The sequence below is a fragment of the Streptococcus sp. 3613 genome, assembly GCF_013277375.1.
Classification (GTDB): Bacteria; Bacillota; Bacilli; order Lactobacillales; family Streptococcaceae; genus Streptococcus; species Streptococcus pseudopneumoniae.
In genome coordinates, this window is sequence record NZ_VMMV01000074.1 from 1 (window position 1) to 18,872 (window position 18,872).

Annotated in this window: 18 protein-coding genes, 4 pseudogenes and 1 other annotated feature; of the genes and pseudogenes, 4 read left to right on the forward strand and 18 right to left on the reverse strand. The window is 40.8% G+C overall.

Annotated elements, in window-relative coordinates; translation table 11 throughout:
* Nucleotides 1-204: 204 nt before the first annotated feature.
* From rsmI to HT708_RS08910, 11 genes are all read right to left on the reverse strand, one after another.
* Complete coding sequence (rsmI, locus tag HT708_RS08860; protein WP_023936951.1) at nt 205-1,083, reverse strand: 16S rRNA (cytidine(1402)-2'-O)-methyltransferase; 879 nt, start codon at nt 1,081-1,083, stop codon at nt 205-207.
* A 2-nt stretch (nt 1,084-1,085) separates the two neighbouring features.
* Nucleotides 1,086-1,403 (reverse strand): DNA replication initiation control protein YabA, encoded by a 318-nt coding sequence (yabA, locus tag HT708_RS08865; RefSeq protein ID WP_000358228.1) that lies wholly within the window; start codon nt 1,401-1,403, stop codon nt 1,086-1,088.
* A 39-nt stretch (nt 1,404-1,442) separates the two neighbouring features.
* On the reverse strand, nt 1,443-2,333 hold the full coding sequence (locus tag HT708_RS08870) for a DNA polymerase III subunit delta' (protein WP_023936953.1): 891 nt from the start codon (nt 2,331-2,333) through the stop codon (nt 1,443-1,445).
* Entirely contained in the window at nt 2,330-2,968 is a 639-nt protein-coding gene (gene tmk / locus HT708_RS08875) for a dTMP kinase (protein ID WP_000033362.1), read from the reverse strand. Before tmk ends, HT708_RS08870 begins: the two co-directional genes overlap by 4 nt.
* A gap of 228 nt (nt 2,969-3,196) precedes the next feature.
* A complete protein-coding gene (gene proC, locus HT708_RS08880) occupies nt 3,197-3,994 on the reverse strand; it encodes a pyrroline-5-carboxylate reductase (protein ID WP_023936955.1) in 798 nt (265 codons plus the stop codon).
* A 3-nt stretch (nt 3,995-3,997) separates the two neighbouring features.
* A complete protein-coding gene (locus tag HT708_RS08885) occupies nt 3,998-5,260 on the reverse strand; it encodes a glutamate-5-semialdehyde dehydrogenase (protein WP_138699867.1) in 1,263 nt (420 codons plus the stop codon).
* 9 nt (nt 5,261-5,269) lie between these two features.
* Nucleotides 5,270-6,379, reverse strand: a complete 1,110-nt coding sequence (gene proB, locus HT708_RS08890; RefSeq protein ID WP_220042065.1) for a glutamate 5-kinase — start codon at nt 6,377-6,379, stop codon at nt 5,270-5,272.
* Between the two features lie 100 nt (nt 6,380-6,479).
* A complete protein-coding gene (cbpE, locus tag HT708_RS08895) occupies nt 6,480-8,363 on the reverse strand; it encodes a phosphorylcholine esterase CbpE (protein WP_172926275.1) in 1,884 nt (627 codons plus the stop codon).
* A gap of 2 nt (nt 8,364-8,365) precedes the next feature.
* Complete coding sequence (locus HT708_RS08900; RefSeq protein ID WP_000403212.1) at nt 8,366-9,253, reverse strand: RluA family pseudouridine synthase; 888 nt, start codon at nt 9,251-9,253, stop codon at nt 8,366-8,368.
* Nucleotides 9,243-9,704 carry a signal peptidase II gene (gene lspA, locus HT708_RS08905; RefSeq protein WP_000745672.1) on the reverse strand — a complete coding sequence of 154 codons (462 nt, stop codon included), beginning with the start codon at nt 9,702-9,704 and terminating at the stop codon, nt 9,243-9,245. Before lspA ends, HT708_RS08900 begins: the two co-directional genes overlap by 11 nt.
* Entirely contained in the window at nt 9,701-10,609 is a 909-nt protein-coding gene (locus HT708_RS08910; protein WP_001025687.1) for a LysR family transcriptional regulator, read from the reverse strand. Before HT708_RS08910 ends, lspA begins: the two co-directional genes overlap by 4 nt.
* Between HT708_RS08910 and HT708_RS08915 the strand changes: the two are divergent.
* A pseudogene (locus tag HT708_RS08915) lies at nt 10,602-10,807 on the forward strand (AraC family transcriptional regulator). The gene HT708_RS08910 and the pseudogene HT708_RS08915 sit on opposite strands and share 8 nt — an antisense overlap.
* Nucleotides 10,808-10,858: 51 nt before the next feature.
* Here the strand turns inward: HT708_RS08915 and HT708_RS08920 are convergent.
* Together HT708_RS08920 and HT708_RS08925 are read right to left on the reverse strand one after the other, a co-directional pair.
* Nucleotides 10,859-11,530, reverse strand: a complete 672-nt coding sequence (locus HT708_RS08920; protein WP_000746011.1) for a CPBP family intramembrane glutamic endopeptidase — start codon at nt 11,528-11,530, stop codon at nt 10,859-10,861.
* Nucleotides 11,531-11,571: 41 nt separating this feature from the next.
* Nucleotides 11,572-11,793, reverse strand: coding sequence for an SP_0924 family bacteriocin-like peptide (locus HT708_RS08925; RefSeq protein ID WP_000602445.1), 222 nt, complete (start codon nt 11,791-11,793; stop codon nt 11,572-11,574).
* 271 nt (nt 11,794-12,064) lie between these two features.
* Between HT708_RS08925 and HT708_RS08930 the strand changes: the two genes are divergently transcribed.
* Both HT708_RS08930 and HT708_RS12360 read left to right on the forward strand, forming a co-directional pair.
* Nucleotides 12,065-12,874: an HAD family hydrolase gene (locus tag HT708_RS08930; protein WP_000593560.1), complete on the forward strand. Its 810-nt coding sequence runs from the start codon at nt 12,065-12,067 to the stop codon at nt 12,872-12,874.
* Nucleotides 12,873-13,536: pseudogene (locus HT708_RS12360) on the forward strand (choline-binding protein C); the annotation flags it as partial. The gene HT708_RS08930 and the pseudogene HT708_RS12360, both read left to right, overlap by 2 nt.
* Nucleotides 13,537-13,647: 111 nt before the next feature.
* Here HT708_RS12360 and HT708_RS08945 read toward each other — a convergent pair.
* Nucleotides 13,648-14,182: pseudogene (locus tag HT708_RS08945) on the reverse strand (transposase); the annotation flags it as partial.
* A 56-nt stretch (nt 14,183-14,238) separates the two neighbouring features.
* A pseudogene (locus HT708_RS11950) lies at nt 14,239-14,419 on the reverse strand (hypothetical protein); the annotation flags it as partial.
* 203 nt (nt 14,420-14,622) lie between these two features.
* Between HT708_RS11950 and gdhA the strand changes: the two are divergent.
* Nucleotides 14,623-15,969 (forward strand): NADP-specific glutamate dehydrogenase, encoded by a 1,347-nt coding sequence (gene gdhA, locus HT708_RS08950; RefSeq protein ID WP_000199528.1) that lies wholly within the window; start codon nt 14,623-14,625, stop codon nt 15,967-15,969.
* A 363-nt stretch (nt 15,970-16,332) separates the two neighbouring features.
* Here the strand turns inward: gdhA and rplL are convergent, their stop codons facing one another.
* From rplL to HT708_RS08965, 3 genes are all read right to left on the reverse strand, one after another.
* On the reverse strand, nt 16,333-16,701 hold the full coding sequence (gene rplL, locus HT708_RS08955; RefSeq protein ID WP_001196965.1) for a 50S ribosomal protein L7/L12: 369 nt from the start codon (nt 16,699-16,701) through the stop codon (nt 16,333-16,335).
* A gap of 72 nt (nt 16,702-16,773) precedes the next feature.
* On the reverse strand, nt 16,774-17,274 hold the full coding sequence (gene rplJ / locus HT708_RS08960) for a 50S ribosomal protein L10 (protein ID WP_001287278.1): 501 nt from the start codon (nt 17,272-17,274) through the stop codon (nt 16,774-16,776).
* A 38-nt stretch (nt 17,275-17,312) separates the two neighbouring features.
* Nucleotides 17,313-17,448, reverse strand: a sequence feature (ribosomal protein L10 leader region).
* Nucleotides 17,449-17,523: 75 nt separating this feature from the next.
* On the reverse strand, nt 17,524-18,783 hold the full coding sequence (locus HT708_RS08965; RefSeq protein WP_000862496.1) for a TRZ/ATZ family protein: 1,260 nt from the start codon (nt 18,781-18,783) through the stop codon (nt 17,524-17,526).
* Nucleotides 18,784-18,872: the final 89 nt, after the last annotated feature.

The window sequence follows — 18,872 nt, forward strand, 5'->3', positions numbered from 1 at the left end:
CAAGCTGAAAAAGTCCCCCGGACTTTTTCACTCCCACAAATCTTTCTATTTTTTTCTTCTACTAGTATAACAAAAAAAGGGAAGAAGGCAAACTTCCCTGTTTATACTAAATGAAAATCAAAGAGCAAACTAGCCGCAGGNNGTCAGTAACCACACCTACGACAAGGCGACGTTGACACGGTTTGAAGAGATTTTCGAAGAGTATTAGTCATTTTCTTGATTTTCTTCCCAATCATGGTAGGCAGCGTAGAGCTGGCTTTTATTCCACTGGTAAATCTTAGCGACTTCCTTGATAGCTTGATTTTTCTTCATGCCTTGCTGGATACGGGCTTGGATTTCTAAGAACAAGTCCTCCTCGTCTTTTTCCTCCACATCCTGACTGGCACCTTCAACAATGAGAAGGCATTCTCCTTTAAGTGGCGTTTCAGCAATGCTTTCCAATAACTCAGAAATGGTACCGCGTTGGTATTCTTCATAGATTTTAGTCAATTCCCTGACCAAGACAACCGAGCGGTTACCGTAGACTTCTAACATATTTTCCAACGTATCTGCTACACGATGAGGCGATTCATAGAAAATCTGAGTTTCAGGATAATCTTTTTTCGAGTCGAAAAATTGCTTTTGCTGGCCTGATTTTCTCGGTAAAAAGCCGTAAAAGATATGTGGTTGTGGCGCTAGACCACTGGCAATCAAGGCAGAAATTCCTGCAGAGGCACCTGGAACAGTCACAACTGCAATTTCTTCCTCAATAGCTGCCTTAACCAAATCATGACCAGGGTCTGAAATGCTAGGCAAACCGGCATCAGAGACCTGAGCAATACTTTGCCCTGCTTTCAAGAAACCAATCAAATCAGGAATTTTTTCCTTGGCATTGTGCTCATGAAAACTGATCTGCTTGGTGGAAATGTCAAAATGCTTGAGCAAAAGACCTGTATTGCGCGTATCCTCAGCAGCAATCCAGTCCACTTCTTTCAAGGTCTGGATAGCGCGAAAGGTCATATCATCTAGATTGCCAATCGGCGTTGCCACTAGATACAGCTTGCCATAGGGAAACTGCCCCTTAAAACTTTTTTGAATCTGCATGCTTACTCCCTGTATAGCAACTCGTCACAGAACATACATTCCTCGTCCTGTTCTCGACGTTGTCCATAAAAATCATTACATACGTGAAATCCATCACGGTAAATGCGACGAACACTTTCGCGAACATGCTTGGCCTTGACGGGAGCGTCTGCTTCCACCTCACCCAAACGTTCGCGCAACTTAGAATTTTCCAAACGAAGAGCTGTATTTTCCTCTACTAGGCTCTTGAGATTTTTCTTGATAGCTTCCACATCGGCCAAGGTTACCAATAACTGTTGGGAAAAATCATCCAGCGCGTCAAATAATTCTTTTTTGTCCATAAGCCAGGCCTTTCCTTTCTTTATCGTTCATTTTTGAGTTTATATTTCTTTCAAGACCAGATATTCCATGGCATTTTGAAAGCTGACATTAGCTTGCCACATTTTTCTAGCTTCTAGCAAATCTTGTAGAATCACCCTTACTCTTACCTGCAAGAGATCCTGCCCACAGAGAACTTCAAGAACCCGTAAAACCTGATCTTGTTTTTCCTTATCATCTGCCAAGTTCGCTAATTTGGCAACCTGTAGATAACTTTCTTTTTTCTTAGCTACTAACCAAGTCAGCAGGCGTTCACTTTCATCGACCAAGGTCCAAAAACTTGCCTGATTAGCCAACTTTTCTGCTTCAGCTCGCGATTGACTAAACTGAGCTAAAAGAGTCGCTTTTTTCTTAACAAGTCCCATTTGTTCTAAGAGCAAGATGAGTTGTTCTTCTTGCTTTTTAAAGTGGAAAATCTGGGTCCGACTTCGGATTGTCGGTAACATCTTTTCCTCATCGCTAGTCAAGAAGAAAATATAAACTTCACTCTGGGGTTCTTCGATGACCTTAAGCAGAGAATTGGCTGCGTTGGGATGCATTTTATCCGCTTGCTCGATGATAAAGACCTGTTGCTGGCTTTCAATCCCTGCTTGAGAAAACTGTCCCACCAATTCCCGAATGCGTTCTGTCTTGATGACCTGATTGACTGGCTTAATCAAGGTTACATCGGGAAATTCTCCCTGTTCAATCAGCTTACAATTTCGGCAGTTTTCACATGGTAAAACATCTACCTTATCCGTACAAAATAGACTCTTGGCCAAAAACTGCGCCATTTCCAGGCTTCCAAAGAAACCTGAAAAGAGATAGGCGTGATTGAGCTGGTCTTGTTCTAAGATACGGACAAATCGGTCAAACTGGGCTGGTTGCCAAGCCTTTAATTGTTCTTGTTTCATTTGGCCAAGCCCATTCCGTCAAACAAGACAGCCTTGGTAGTTTCCACAACTTGCTCCAAAGGGAGACTAGCATCAATCTTGACAATGCGATTTCCCTCTTTATCCAGAAGAGAAAGGTAGCCTTGACGAACTTTTTTATGCAAGTCCAACCCTTCCAAATCCAAACGATTAACCTCGCGGTCACTATTAGCAGCAATACGAGCCAGCCCTTCTTCCACCTCGATGTCAAAATAGAGTGTCAAATCGGGTTTGAGGCCATCTGTCGCAAACTGATTGAGCCAGTCAATGGCTTCAATATCTAAGCCACGACCAAATCCCTGATAGGCAACAGAACTATCGATAAAACGATCCATGATGACCAACTTGCCAGCTTCAAGGGCTGGAAGAACTTTTTCCACCAAATGCTGTCTGCGACTGGCAATATAGAGAAGTAGCTCTGTTTTAGCATCCATCTGAGTATGACTTGGATCCAAAATCACTTCCCGAATCTTCTCCCCAATCAAGACTCCGCCAGGTTCACGGGTCGTCAACACCTCTACTCCTTTTTCCTCTAAAATTGGTAGCAGAGCCTCTAAAACACTGGTCTTGCCTGCTCCCTCTGGTCCCTCAAGAGAGACTAAAAATCCTTTTGACATGTCTAACTCATTTCTTTTTTACTACTTCTATTCTATCAAAAAAATAGGGGTTTGTGACAATCTTTTTGTCTTCTCATTTCATACTCAATGAAAATCAAAGAGCAAACTAGGAAGCTAGTCGCAGGTTGCTCAAAACACTGTTTTGAGGTTGCAGATGGAAGCTGACGCAGTTTGAAGAGATTTTCGAAGAGTATCAACCACCATAAAAGAGGCAGACAAATCCACCTCTTATTTACCTAGTTCTTGTGTTCGTTTGTAGGCTTGACCAACTGCATCCATGACCGTTCCTCGAAAAGCATGCGCTTCTAGGCTCGCTACACCAGCGATAGTCGAACCGCCTGGGCTGCAAACTTGGTCTTTCAAAACTCCAGGATGTTGCTGACTTTCAAGGACCAATTGTCCAGCTCCTACCACAGTTTGAGCTGCCATTTTCAATGCTGTTTCTCGTGGCAATCCAGTCTGAACACCTGCATCTGCCAAGGCCTCGATAAAAAGATAGACAAAGGCTGGTCCACAACCTGCAAGACCTGTCGCTGCATCTATTAAGCTTTCTCCAAGTTCAACCAAAAGACCAGCCTTGGCTAAAAGCTGACAAAAGAGCTCACTGTCCTCAGCCCTGCAATTAGGAGACAAGGCATAACTAATCACTCCTTGACCAATAGAAGCAGGGGTATTTGGCATCATACGAATAATTCTGTGTTGATTTGGAAGAAGACTAGCGAGTTTTTCCAAGGTCAATCCAGCTGCCATGGAAATCAAAAGAAGACTTTCTCGTTTTTCAAGGATGGTCTGATATTGAGAAAGTAAGTCTGAGAACTGAGCTGGCTTAACACCTAGAAAAATCACATCTGCTTCTGCAAAAATTTCTTCATTGCTGGAAGCCTGACCACCAAAGTCTGCAATGAAAGCATCTACCTTAGCTTGACTACGATTGGCAAGAAGAATGTCATCACACGTCTTGGCCTGCAAAACAGCCTTAGCCAAACTAGCCCCCATATTCCCCAAACCGATAAATCCAATCTTCATCTCTTACTCCCTTATCTGCCCATCACCAGCAACCACATACTTGTAGCTGGTCAACTCTTTCAAGCCCATTGGACCACGCGCGTGCAATTTCTGAGTAGAAATTCCCATCTCACATCCAAGACCAAATTGTCCACCATCGGTAAAACGAGTTGAGGCATTGACATAAACCGCTGCCGAGTCCACTTGATCTGTAAAGCAAGCCGCAGCTTCAGCATTTTCAGTCACAATGGCATCCGAATGATGGGTACTGTGGGCTTCAATATGGGCAACAGCTTCTTCTAAACTGCTCACAACCTTAACAGCTAGGACATAGTCTAAAAACTCGGTGTCAAAGTCTTGGGCCTCAGCTGCTTGACCTGAAACAAACTGACTTGCTTTCTCATCCAAGCGGAATTGAATTGGTTCCAGACCAGCTTCTTTTCGATTCTCAACCAGCACTTGCTCCAAGCGAGGAAGGAAGCTTGCTGCCTTGGCTTCATGAACCAGCAAAACCTCCATGGCATTGCAGACAGAAGGACGACTGGTTTTAGCATTATTGATGATAGACAGAGCCTTGTCTTCATCCGCATCCTTATCCACATAGACATGGACAATCCCAGTTCCTGTCTCGATAACTGGTACAATAGCATTTTCAACCACGGCATTGATCAAGCCAGCTCCTCCACGAGGAATAAGAAGATCTAGATAGCCCTTGGCCTTCATCATGGCATAGCTGCTTTCTCGGCTAGTATCTTCCACCAGTTGAATCACATCTGGGTGAATAGTAGTCGTTTCCAAGCCCTTCTTCAAGGCTGTGACAATGGCATGGGCCGTTTGATAGGCATCCTTACCACTACGAAGAACAACCGCATTCCCACTCTTGAGGGCCAAAGCAACCGCATCAGACGTCACATTTGGACGGCTTTCATAGATTATACCAATAACTCCCATAGCTACACGTTTCTTTGTGATAACCAAACCATTTTCAAGCTGATTGGTTTCTAAAACTTCACCGATTGGATCTGGTAAAGCAACCACTTCACGAATCCCAGTTGCCATCGCTTCTATACGACTTGCATCCAAATAAAGACGATCCAGCATCACATCTGAGATTTTACCCTTAGCCGCTTCCATATCGAGGGCATTGGCTGCTAAAATTTCCTCTGTAGCAGCCACTAAGTAATCAGCCATGGCTAGCAAGGCTTGGTTTTTCACCTCTTCACTAGCTGTGTTGATCGATTTTTTAACAGCCTGTACCTGTTCAAATTGTTCTTGTGTACTTACCATAGTTTACCTCTAAAATTCTGTAAAGAGTAGTTGGATTTCAGGCGTAATGGAAATCCAGTCATCACGGTGAATCAAGACACCCTTGGCTTTTTGAGAACGCAACATATCCTCCAAAGCAGATGCTCCGAATTGCACGCGTCCTTTTCCAAGTGATTTTCCACTTTCCTTGTCAAATACTGTCACAATATCACCGTAAGAAAAGGCGCCTTCTGCGTCAACAATACCAGATAAAAGGAGACTCTTTCCATGTTGAGAGAGAGCTTCTGCAGCCCCTTTATCTACCCAAATAGAACCTTGACTCTGAGCATAAAAGGCCAGCCATTGTTTCTGGGTACGAAGTCCCTTCTCTTGAGCAACAAAGTAGGAACCATCCCTGGTTTCCTCAGCTGCCTCAATCATGGCATCTGACTTCAAGGATGAGCAGATATAAACAGGAACTCCTGATTCTGTCGCAATAGTGGCAGCTTTGATTTTGGTTAACATGCCACCTGTACCATTAGACGAACCTGCTCCACCGGCCATATCAATAATCTCACGATTGATGGTCTCGATTCGCTCCAAGCGTTTGGCTCTTGGGTCTGAATTAGGATTTCCAGTATAAAGACCGTCTACGTCTGTCAAGAGGATCAAAAGGTCTGCTTGGACCATGGCCGCCACCTGTGCACTCAGAGTATCATTGTCCCCAACCTTGAGCTCATCAATAACAACACTGTCATTCTCATTGATGATAGGAATCGCCCCACGGCTAAGTAGAACTGACAAAGCCTGATGGGCATTTTTATAACGACGCTTATCTACAAAGTCATCCTGGGTTAGCAAGATTTGTGCAGAAACGATTTGGCGCAAGAGAAGATTGGTCGTGTATTCTTCCAACAAAAGCCCTTGTCCTACCGCTGCTGAAGCCTGTTTATCAGCAATTTTAGTCGGACGCTTTTTAAATCCTAAGGCTCCAAAACCAGCCGCAATGGCACCTGAAGACACCAAAATCAACTCATGACCAGCCTCGTGCAGCATAGCCAACTGCTGGGTAATATCCTTTACCTTACTACGTGATAAACTTCCATCCTCATTTGTCAGAGAAGAAGTACCCACCTTAAAGACAATCCGTTTGTATTTCATAGTCTCACTCCGATTATTCATATTTATCCATTATAACATGAATAACAGGAAATAGAAAAGAGTTGATAGAAAAAAGAAGGCCCTAAAACCTTCTTTTCTACTACTGTTCTGATTCCGATTTGTTTGTACTCGTTTCAGAGCTTTGTGAAGTTGAGGATGTCAAATCTTGACTAGTTGAAGAATTTGTAACACTTTCATGTTGACTCGTTTCTTTATTTTCAAGATCCTTTTTCACTACTTCTTTGGATTCTTTTATTTCTGAATGACTTGTAGTTTTAATTGTAGCAGATTTCTCGATCGGAACATCCACTAACCAGGCACCACTTGAATCCACAGTATAGCCTTCTGGTGTCTTACCATTCACAAGTAATTGACCATTTTCTTTCAAGAAGTACCATTTATCCTTGTCTTTAATCCAACCTATAGCTCGTGAACCATCTGTCTTGTAGAAATACCAATCATTTGCCTTTTTAAGCCAGCCTTGCTTCATAGCTCCTGATTCTTCTAGATAGTAATGATGTCCAGCAACTTCTATCTCACCTGTCTTCATGATACCAGTAGAATCCATATAGTACCAGGCTTCTTTATCTTTTACCCAGCCCGTTTTCATTTCCCCTGATGGAGCAAAGTAATACCATTGCCCCTTATATTGAAGCCAACCTGTCTTCATAGAGCCATCAACATCCAAATAATACCACTGCTCTTTATCTTGAATCCAACCAATTTCCATCTGGTTTTCTTTGTTAAAATAATACCAGATTCCAGCGATTTTCTTCCAATTTTTAGCAGCAACACCAGAGTTTGTCAAATAGAACCAACGATTGTTCCATTTTTTCCATTGATTCTGTAATAAGATACCCGTTTGGTTAAAGTAATACCATTCACCCTTAATTTCATTCCAACCGACAGCATATTCTCCTGTAGAATCAGGCGCTTGATACCACCAGTTTCCATATGAACTCTTATGCCAACCAGCTTGAAAACTTGGAATAGGCTTGTAGGAAGTTGAAATGTTTACTAAACCGTCTTGTCGAATATCAAAAACTGTTGCATCATAGTCTTTGCTGGCTGCGTTGATTCTCTCAATTCCTCGTTCTTTGAGCCAATTAACATACTCACTATCAACACCATTTTTCCAAGGTAGACTATCCGAAGTTTGAACAATCAAACTCGGACTCAAATTTTTAATAAAATCCTTGGTATTTGATTTGTTGGTATCATGGTGATGATTAAACTTCATCAAATCAACTTTTCCAATGAGAGGTCCATACTTATCTTCCGCTCCATGCACATTATCTAAGTCGCCCCCAAGGTAAATTTTCTTACCATTGACTTTTACTACGCTAATCAAGGAATTGGAATTATCATCCCAAATTTTCTTTAATTCACCTGATGAATCTGTTTCATTTTCATAATTATATAGTTGAATATCCATGTCTCCAAACTGAAAATGAGCATCTCCTTGTGTGATATTTTGAATAACTGAAACACCTTTTTCAGCAGCAGTCTTTAAAACCTTATCATAGCCATACAGATTATCCCAAAGACGTTCAGGCTTAGTAATACGATTATCACTATATTTCTTAAGATAGACTCGGTCAACTGGATAGGTAGACAGTAATTCATCAACATTTCCAATATGGTCACTGTGGGTATGGGTTACCAAAATAAAATCAAGTTTTTGGACACCCAATTCCTTCAAACGACGAAAGACACGGTCTGTTAGAACATGCTTATAAGTTGTATTGATACCCTGTCTCCATGGATAACGAGAATCACTTCCATCTGGGAAATCATAATCTTCTCCTGTATCCACCATGGCAAAATGTCCATTGCTTTCAAGAATAATCGCATCACTGCCACCTTCATGAACATTTATAAAGTGGATTTTATTTCCTGAACTTTCTTGAGCTTGAACATTTCCATACCATGACAAGCCTAAAAAAGCGCCTGCAAGTGCTAAACTAGTTAATTTCTTTTTCATTCTTACTTCCTCAATCTCTCCAATGTTTCCTTAAAAATTGCTGGGATATCTGCTGTAAATTCTAAGGTCTCACCTGTTCTCGGATGAGTAAAACCTAGAGTCTTGGCATGAAGAAATTGTCCATGCCCCTTAAGTGTCTTACGAGGACCATAGACTTCATCCCCAGCAACTGGATGACCGATATAAGCCATGTGGACACGAATCTGATGGGTACGCCCTGTCTCTAGTTGCAACTCCACTAAGCTATAATCGCCAAAGCGTTCCAAGACGTGGAAACGAGTTACTGCAGGTTTCCCTTTAGCAGTCACAGCCTGTTTCTTACGATCTTTTTCACTCCGGCCAATCGGTGCTTCAATCACACCGCGATCATTGGGCAAATTTCCATGAACAATCGCCCAATATTTGCGGAGAGACTTTTTATCCTTGAGTTCTTGGGCAAGTGCTAGATGCGCCTCATCATTTTTAGCAATCATAAGAAGACCTGACGTATCCTTATCAATACGATGAACAATTCCTGGACGCAGAACCCCATTGATACCCGACAAGTCCTTAATATGATACATAAGGGCATTTACTAGGGTTCCACTAGTATGACCAGCACTCGGATGCACAACCATTCCCTGAGGTTTGTTGACAACAGCCACATCCTCATCTTGGTAGATGATTTCTAGCGGAAGATCCTCAGCCACATACTCTAAAACCTCTGGTTCTGGCACATGGTAAGTGACGACATCGCCCTCTTGGACAGTGTATTTAGCTTTCTTGACTTGGCCATTGACCAAGACCTGGCCTGATTTGATTTGTTCATTCGCGAGACTACGTGATAATTCTGTCAAATCTGACAAAGCCTTATCTAAACGCAGGCCACCAGTTTCAATTTTAATTTCCATTTATTTCCTCTTTTAGCATTGCAATCAATAAAATAATCACTCCAACAGTCAGATAGCTATCTGCCACATTGAAAATTGCAAAATTGATAAAGTCAAGGTGAAACATATCCACAACAAAGCCCTGACTGACCCTGTCAATAAAGTTTCCAAGACCACCCGCGATTATCAGAGTCAAACCCAAGACCATCCAGAATGAGTCCTCCATGTGCTTATGTAGATACCAAATGGCACCTACCACGACGACCAGGGTAATGACAGCGAATAACAACTGCTGATCTTGTAAGATAGAAAAGGCTGCCCCTCGATTTTGCAGGTAGGTCAAGCTAACGAAATTGGGAATCCAGGAGCGCACTTCACCCAGTGGAATCTGTTGGACGATATAGGATTTAACTAACTGATCCAGCGCAATCAAAAGCAGTACAATGACTGCCACTATTCCTCTTTTTTTCATGATTTCCTCTTCTGATTAAAATATTCTTGCATGACTTCTACGAAAAGAGTTCCAGCTTGACTCAGCTCCACTTCTTCACGTTTAACATAGACCATGCGGTTATCTAGGTTATCCTTGAGACGAATAACTGTGATGCCATTCACACTGTCACTATCTAAAAATCCGGAACCTGTTGCATAAGCGTCCGTCCGCTCCAAAATACCATTCAAAGTAGCACGGTCTGTCACATTAAACATCTGCGAGCTCGCGCTGGTATCAACAAAGTTCTCTGAATAATAAAGATACTCGTCTTTCTCTTGCGTGAAACGAACCGTTGGTAGATCCGCTAAATCCTCCATGACCAATTCCTCTTTCTGAGCTAAAGGATGCCCCTCACGGAGATAAATATGGGTATGGAAGGGAATTAGTTCAATAACCTCTAGGCCTAACTTTTCAACCCGTTGCATAATCCCTTTTTTATTTTGATTATTGAGGTAGATAATCCCAATCTCACTGTGACCTTGCGCTACTTCGTCTAAAATTTGAACAGTAGTTGATTCAAAAATACGGAAGTTCTTATAATCAGGATAGCGCTCTGAAAAGGCCGTAATGGTTGGTGGCAAGAAGTCATAGTGCTGACTGGCAATGGAAAATTCATCCTTTTCTTCCTCAGGATGGGCATACTGATTTTGAAAAATATCAAATCCTTTAACCAATTCTTGCGCTTTTTCATAGAATTCCATACCACGACGAGTCAAGAAAGTCCCTGAGCTGGTCCGACGGAAAATCTTAAAACCCAATTCTTTTTCCAAATCACGAACAGAAATAGACAGACTCGGCTGACTAACATACATCTTTTCAGCAGCTTCACGAAAAGTACCGCTATTGGCAATGGCCACAACATAGCGTAATTGTTGAATGTTCATCTTCTACCTCCAACTTCTTTATCTTTTCATTATACCATATTTTAGAAGTTTTCCAAAAAGGAAAAAAGAACATCCTATTCTTCTTAACCTTCTTAACTATCTTCACTATCTGCCTTTCTCAAGCCAACCTTATTTTCAAAATCAATTCAAAAAATAACTGGATACACACCACTCCAATATCGAAAAGAAAAACGTTGACTATTTGTGAAAAAAGAAAATGCCGGAAAGTTCCGACATTTTTTTAGTAAGCTAACTTCCTGAAAATAGGAGTAACCATACATTCCAGAAGGCAGTGATATTGATGAGAATATGAACTAGTATTGGATAGTAGAGATTTTTTGTCATGCGATACAGTAGAGCTAAAATGAGACCTCCACTAGCATAAATGAAAAAAGCAAGAGGAGTTAAAGCAAAATTGATATGAATATAACCGAAAATAATAGCAGAAAGCAAGACATCTCCGTACCAAGGCGAGTTTTTGAAAAAGGTTGTCATAAGCACACCGCGATAAATCAATTCCTCAGCAATAGGGCCGATGAAGCAAGCCATGAGCAAGAAATAGGGTAATTCCTGTCTCCCTATCATTTCTATCGTTTCATTCAAAGAAATTTGATTTGAAGACGAGGGTATGAAATAAGACAAGAGGACGTCAGACATATACAAAATGATGTAACCCAGTAAAAGGTAGATAAAGTGCCTCAGCTGCCATTTGAAATGAAAAGTCTTCTTTCCTGCAAAAACTAGTAGATAGATGACCGCTAATAAAAGACCTCCACTCTCCATCCAAAGCAGAATCTGAAAAAATTCACGACTTGCTGGTAGATAGGGCTTTGCGAGGTGATTGAAAATTCCCCAAAACCAAGTTGATTTGTAAAAAATTAAGGATAATGCTAGTAAAATCTGAATAATCCGTTTTTTCATATTAAATCCTCTGTTTTCTCCATATTCCTAATAAATTTTACTTAAAATCTCGCAGGACTTCCTTTGCAAAGATGATTGCCTCCTCCAATATATCCTAAATCATAGGTTCCTCTGGGACAAAATCCATGAACCGGCATAGTTAATACCGGCTCTATTTGCCAAGGAAAATAACCATTAGGTTCTTTTCCATAGGGATCTGCTCCACCTTGTATCAGCTCTAATTCTTCATTTGTTAGATTTATATTTTTTGTCATTAAAATCATGATATATTTCCTCCGTTATTGTTTAGATTAGTTGAGTAATCTGATACTCATACCTACTTACAAAAAACTATTATATTAAGTTGGTTTTTTAATTTGTCTAGTTGCAACGTTGACAAGTTTAGTATAACATATCTTGGCCAAATATCCTCTTCAAATCATGAATTGTCATCAAAACGTCCTAAACTGCAAAATCAATTAGCTCCTGTCCCTTTGACCGTCATCTTCTCCAAAATATGTTATAATAATACCAAAAGATAAAGAAGGAAGACCTATGATTAAACTACTAGCCTTGGATATGGACGGAACCCTCCTCGATGAAGCCAAGGAAATTCCACAAGCTCACATTACTGCTATTCACCAAGCTATTGAAAAAGGTGTCAAATTGGTTCTTTGTACGGGTCGCCCGCTTTTCGGTGTCCTCCCCTACTACAAAAAACTGGGGCTTGGCCTCCAGAATGAGTATGTGATTGTTAACAATGGTTGCTCAACTCACCAGACAAGTGACTGGGGACTAGTTGACTGGCAAGAACTTAGTCCAGCAGACATCGAATACCTCTATGATCTAGCTGAAAAAAGTGATGTTCAGTTGACTCTTTTTGATGAGAAACATTATTTCGTCCTCGGTGGCAAGCCTAATCAAGTCATCCAGAATGATGCCGACCTAGTCTTTTCAGACTTGACTGAAATTTCCCTTGAGGAAGCGACTAGTGGTAAATATCGTATGTTCCAAGGCATGTTTTTGGGCAACGAAGAACAAACAGACGATTTTGAGCAGCGTTTTGCTGAGGAACTCTGCCAACGATTCAGTGGAGTTCGTTCGCAGCCTGTCATTTATGAAGCTATGCCACTTGGAACGACCAAGGCTACCGCTCTTTCACGATTAGCAGAGATTTTGAAGATTGATTCCTCAGAGATTATGGCCATGGGCGATGCTAATAACGATATCGAAATGCTCCAGTTTGCAGGGATGGGCATTGCAATGGGAAATGCAAGCGATTATGTCAAATCTCTTGCGGATGCCGTTACAGCAAGCAACGAAGAAGACGGTGTTGCGCGTACCATTGAGAAATATATTCTATAAATCTCGTAGCGGAGCAAATGTCTCTGATCAAACTGGACACTACGAATCCTTAATCAATCCAGAATTGACCTATATGGGTTTGGCAGCCTTTGAAAACCCTGTTACTCAAAATGGATGGATTACCGTTGCACAAAGTTTCGGAACATCATCTGGTGGCTCTGAAGAATTAGCTGGTGGTTATGGAAAAGCCATTCAATACATAGAAGCCTACTCTTCTCAGATTCAAACATTTGCGACTAAGGCGAATCTTTTTGACAAAAATTTGAAGGCTATCGGAACTCATAAAATCAAAAATGAAAATAAGAGTACAACGAATAATTCCTACAATTTCTTTAACCAAATGCAAGAAGTAGGTAAAAGTATGGGTTTTTGGCGACAAGCTGGCTCGCGTTGGTAGTTTATGCAACTTGATGGGATCTTACCCTTACAATCAGTGGGCAAAATTAGATAATATCTGGTATCGCTTCGATAGTTCAGTCTGGATGCAAGCAGGTTGGTTGAAAGACGGTGAGACTTGGTACTATCTCGACGGTTCAGGTGCTATGAAAACAGGCTGGATGAAGGTATCTGGCAAATGGTACTATGCTTATAGCTCTGGTGCTCTAGCAATCAATACGACTACACCAGACGGTTACCGTGTTAATTACAATGGGGAATGGGTAGGATGGTTTAACTACAACAAAAATACTCTATACTATCTCACAGTGAGTAGTCTTCACTTTCAAATAGTATAGAGATTTTTATTTACCTAGTATAGCTCTTATCTTAGGTGTTTATAACAAACTGAAACAAGAGTGGGACAAAAGAGCCTCGTAAAAGGTATTGCAACTTGGTAATACCTTTTTGAGGTGCTTTTTGATATGAGCACATGTCTTCTCAATAGGATTGTACTCAGGTGAGTAGGGAGGAAGGGGTAAAAGTTTATGCCCAAACTCTTCACACAAGAATTCTATCCTAGCTATTCTATTGGAATCTTGCATTATCCATAATAATAACTGAGGGTGTGGTTAATGTTGGTAAGAGAAATTTCTGAAACCATGCTTCAAAAAAGTCGCTCGTCATCGTCTCTTCGTAGGTCATTGGAGCGATTAAGTCACCATTTGTTAGACCTGCAACCAAAGAAATCCCCTGATATCTTCTTCCAGAGACTTTACCTCCTATTAACTGACCCTTTGATGAGCGACCATATTCTCGATAAAAGTAAGTATCGAATCCTGTTTCATCAATATAAACAGGTGCTAAGTGCTTTAAACTATTAAAATTCTTAAGAAATAAGGCTACTTTTTCTGGGTCTTGTTCATAGATAGTATAGTACTTTATGGTTACCGAACAAGTCTAATGAAAAAATTCTGATGATAGTTCTAAATCTCAATAACCGCTTGGGTTCCATGATCCAACTCCAGCAAGACATCTATACTTGTATAGAAAATCCTGCCCTGAATAAGGAGATGTAAATATTTCTTTCCTCCAAAATGGTCATAGTTTTGCTGGCAAATCTAACATATCATGGATAAATTAACAAGTGATTTCTGAATTGCTAAACATTTTCTTTTCTTATAGCATATTTTCAGATTTTCTCTTTGAGAAAGATATTTACAAGAAAAAGGTTCGTTTTTTGTCTATTTTCAAAAAGTCTTAAAACTAAATTGAAAGAATTTTTAGAAAATTTTTGTTTTTCTCTTTACAGTTTAAAAAAATTCTGCTATAATAGCTCATGTAATAAAATATGACAACAAAAGGAGAACGATATGACATCTGCTAAAGAATATATCCAAAGCGTGTTTGAAACTGTAAAAGCTCGTAATGGGCACGAGGCTGAATTCCTCCAAGCTGTTGAAGAATTTTTCAACACTTTGGAACCTGTATTTGAAAAACACCCTGAGTATATCGAAGAAAATATCTTGGCACGTATTACTGAGCCTGAGCGCGTAATTTCTTTCCGTGTTCCTTGGGTTGACCGTGATGGAAAAATTCAAGTAAACCGTGGTTACCGTGTTCAATTCAACTCAGCTGTTGGACCATACAAAGGAGGACTTCGTTTCCACCCAACTGTAAACCAAGGGATTTTGAAATTCCTCGGATTTGAACAAATCTTCAAAAACGTCTTGACTGGACTTCCAATCGGTGGAGGTAAAGGTGGATCAGACTTCGATCCTAAAGGTAAAACAGATGCTGAAGTGATGCGCTTCTGCCAAAGCTTCATGACTGAGTTGCAAAAACACATCGGACCATCACTTGACGTACCTGCTGGTGATATCGGCGTAGGTGGACGTGAAATTGGTTACCTTTATGGTCAATACAAGCGTCTTAACCAATTTGATGCTGGTGTCTTGACTGGTAAGCCTCTTGAATTTGGTGGTAGCTTGATTCGTCCAGAAGCAACTGGTTACGGTTTGGTTTACTATACTGAAGAAATGCTGAAAGCTAACGGTAATAGCTTTGCTGGTAAGAAAGTGGTTATTTCAGGTTCTGGGAACGTTGCTCAATACGCTCTTCAAAAAGCGACTGAACTTGGCGCTACTGTCATCTCTGTATCTGACTCAAACGGTTATGTCATCGATGAAAATGGTATCGACTTCGATCTTTTGGTTGATGTTAAAGAGAAACGTCGTGCTCGTTTGACTGAGTATGCAGCTGAGAAAGCAACTGCAACATATCACGAAGGTTCTGTATGGACTTACGCTGGAAACTATGATATTGCGCTTCCATGTGCTACTCAAAACGAAATCAACGGTGAAGCAGCTAAACGTTTGGTTGCTCAAGGCGTTATCTGTGTATCTGAAGGTGCCAACATGCCGAGCGACCTTGATGCCATCAAAATCTACAAAGAAAATGGTATCTTCTACGGACCTGCCAAAGCTGCCAACGCTGGTGGTGTAGCCGTTTCAGCCCTTGAAATGAGCCAAAACAGTCTTCGCCTCTCATGGACTCGTGAGGAAGTTGATGGACGTCTCAAAGACATCATGACAAACATCTTCAACACAGCTAAAACAACTTCAGAAACATATGGTCTTGATAAAGACTATCTTGCAGGAGCAAACATTGCTGCATTTGAAAATGTAGCAAACGCTATGATTGCCCAAGGTATTGTTTAAGATTCATTTGCTTAATCCTCAATCGCTTCGATTGGGGATTTTTATCTTGAGTTAAACGGTTGGGAAATTCTAATTTAATTAAATTAAATGAAATAAAAACCGAACAAATTGATTGCGGAATTCAAACCAATTTCTAACAATGTTTTATAAAACTCAGTGGACTATTCTAAATTCAATCTATTTTATACTTTTCGAAAATCTCTTCAAACCACGTCAGCGTCGCCTTACCGTAGATATGTTACTGACTTCGTCNNTTTTCATTGAGTATTACTTACTCGCCAACTTCTTAAACAAAAAGAAAAACCACTACTCCTAAGAATAGCGATTTAATCATGTTTTTAAGCTACTAATGTAGTCGCTCTATTATTTAAGAGTAACTGAAGCTCCAGCTTCTTCCAATTTAGCTTTGATTTCTTCAGCTTCTGCAGTTGCAACGCCTTCTTTAACAAGTGCTGGTGCACCGTCAACAAGTTCTTTAGCTTCTTTAAGACCAAGACCTGTGATTTCACGTACAACTTTGATAACGCCAACTTTTTTGTCGCCTGCAGATGTCAATTCAACGTCGAATGAATCTTTAGCAGCACCAGCGTCAGCAGCACCAGCTGCAGCAACAGCTACAGGAGCAGCTGCAGTTACACCAAATTCTTCTTCGATAGCTTTTACAAGGTCGTTCAATTCAAGGATTGAAGCTTCTTTAATTTCAGCAATAATGTTTTCAATGTTCAATGCCATTGTTATTTCCTCCAAATATGTTTTAAATTTATAATAGATTTTCGTAGCTAGGCTACGCTACGTAGCTTAAGATTAAGCTGCGTCTTCTTTGCTTTCTGCAACCGCTTTGACTGCAAGAGCAACGTTGCGCACTGGCGCTTGAAGTACAGAAAGGAGCATAGAAAGAAGTCCTTCGCGGTTTGGAAGAGTTGCAAGTGCAAGAATCTCTTCTTTAGATGCGACAGCGCCTTCGATTGCACCACCTTTGATTTCAAGTGCTTCAGCGTTTTTAGAAAAGTCGTTCAAGATTTTCGCTGGTGCAATAACATCTTCGTTAGAAAATGCTACTGCAGATGGTCCAACGAATACTGATGCAAGATCTTCAAGACCAGCTTTTTCAGCTGCACGACGCAAGATTGAGTTTTTAATGACTTTATACTCAACTTCGCTTCCACGAAGCTCACGACGAAGAACTGTATCTTGCTCAACTGTCAAACCACGAGCGTCTACAACGACGATAGATGCAGCAGCTTTCATTTTTTCAGCTACTACGTCAACTAGTTCCGCTTTTTTAGCAATAATTGCTTCACTCATTAGTGTGTTCACCTCCGTAATTATTTTGCTTGGGGAATTTTTCCAAAAGAAAAACGCGCCCAAACCTAGACACGAAAGTACAATACGCTTCTTTTTACATGATACGTTTTGTCCTCGGTAGGATATTTATGAGTCGAGCTCCCCTACTGTCTTAGGCAGTTTTTTCAAACCGTATATAAGTATAGCATAGTCAAAAAAAGAATGCAAGATTTTTACAAACTTTTTTTAAAATTTTTCGTGATTTTTCTTCTAAAGTTCTACTGTCAGAACTTGACCTTGCTTAACAACCTGTTCTCCAGCAATATAGACATCATCAACATCACTGGATTTGACAGCATAAACTAGGTGAGAGAGCATATTTTCTTGAGGTTGGAGATGGATTTTGCCTTGTGGTTGAATAACGAGAAAATCTGCCTGCTTGCCGACTTCTAGACTTCCTATCTGATTTTCCATTCCTAGAACCTTAGCCCCTTCGATTGTCAGTGCCTTGAGAGCTGTTTCGATAGGAAATTGGCTGGCATCTCCACTTTTCATCTTCTGAAGAAGGGCTGCAGTCCGTCCCTCCTCAAACATATCAAGATTGTTATTGGAAGCGACCGAGTCAGTCGCAATTCCGACTGCTACTCCTGCTTTTTGGAGCTGGATAATTGGAGCAATTCCTGATGCCAGTTTGAGATTACTGATAGGATTGTGAGCAATAGCCACTTGAGAAGTTGCCAAGCGTTCAATTTCTCGCTCGTTTAATTCGACCCCATGAGCAAAGACAGACGGATGATCTAAGTAACCCAGTTCTTCTAGAAAGGCGAGGGGGCGTTTGCCGTATCGTTTCAGGATAATGCCTGATTCTTCCTTGGTCTCCGCCACATGGATATGGATTGGAATAGCAAGCTCTTTTGCCATTTCCAAACTCGCTTCCAGCAAGTCTCTACTGCAGCTATAGGGAGAATGAGGTGCTACCATAACCTTGAAATTTGGATTTTTATATTTTAAGATTTCGTCTATGATGGATCGAGTTCTGCTTATAGTCTCAGCAGTTGTTTCTGTCTCTGAAGAAAAAAGAGTCGGAGAAAAATAACAACGCATCTTGGAATCTTTCACTGCCTGATAAATCTGCTCAATATTCACACCATTGGGATTATACATATCATTAAAGGTTGTTGTTCCTGACTGGAGTATCTCTGTCAGAGCTTCTTTGACCGCCTTAGTAGTCATGTCGGGAGTAAACTCAGCTTCTGCTGGCCAGATATAGTCATTGAGCCATTCATGGAGATTGCTATCATCCCGAATTCCTCTCAAACCTGTCATAGCAGAATGGGTGTGGCAATTGACCAACCCAGGCATAATCCAAGCTCCCTGATAGTCTATAATCTGCTCAGCTTGCTCTAAAAACGCTGGCTTATCTTGACCGACATAGACGATTTGAGAATCCTTGACTGCTAAGATTCCATCAAGATAAACATGGAAATCTTGATCACAAGTCACGATATTTACATTCTGAAAGACTTTCATTATAGGCTCCTTTTCTAAAAGACAAGTTATACTCTCTTCAAACTACTTCAGATTCACTTTGCCGTAGGTGTGGTTACTGACTTCGTCAG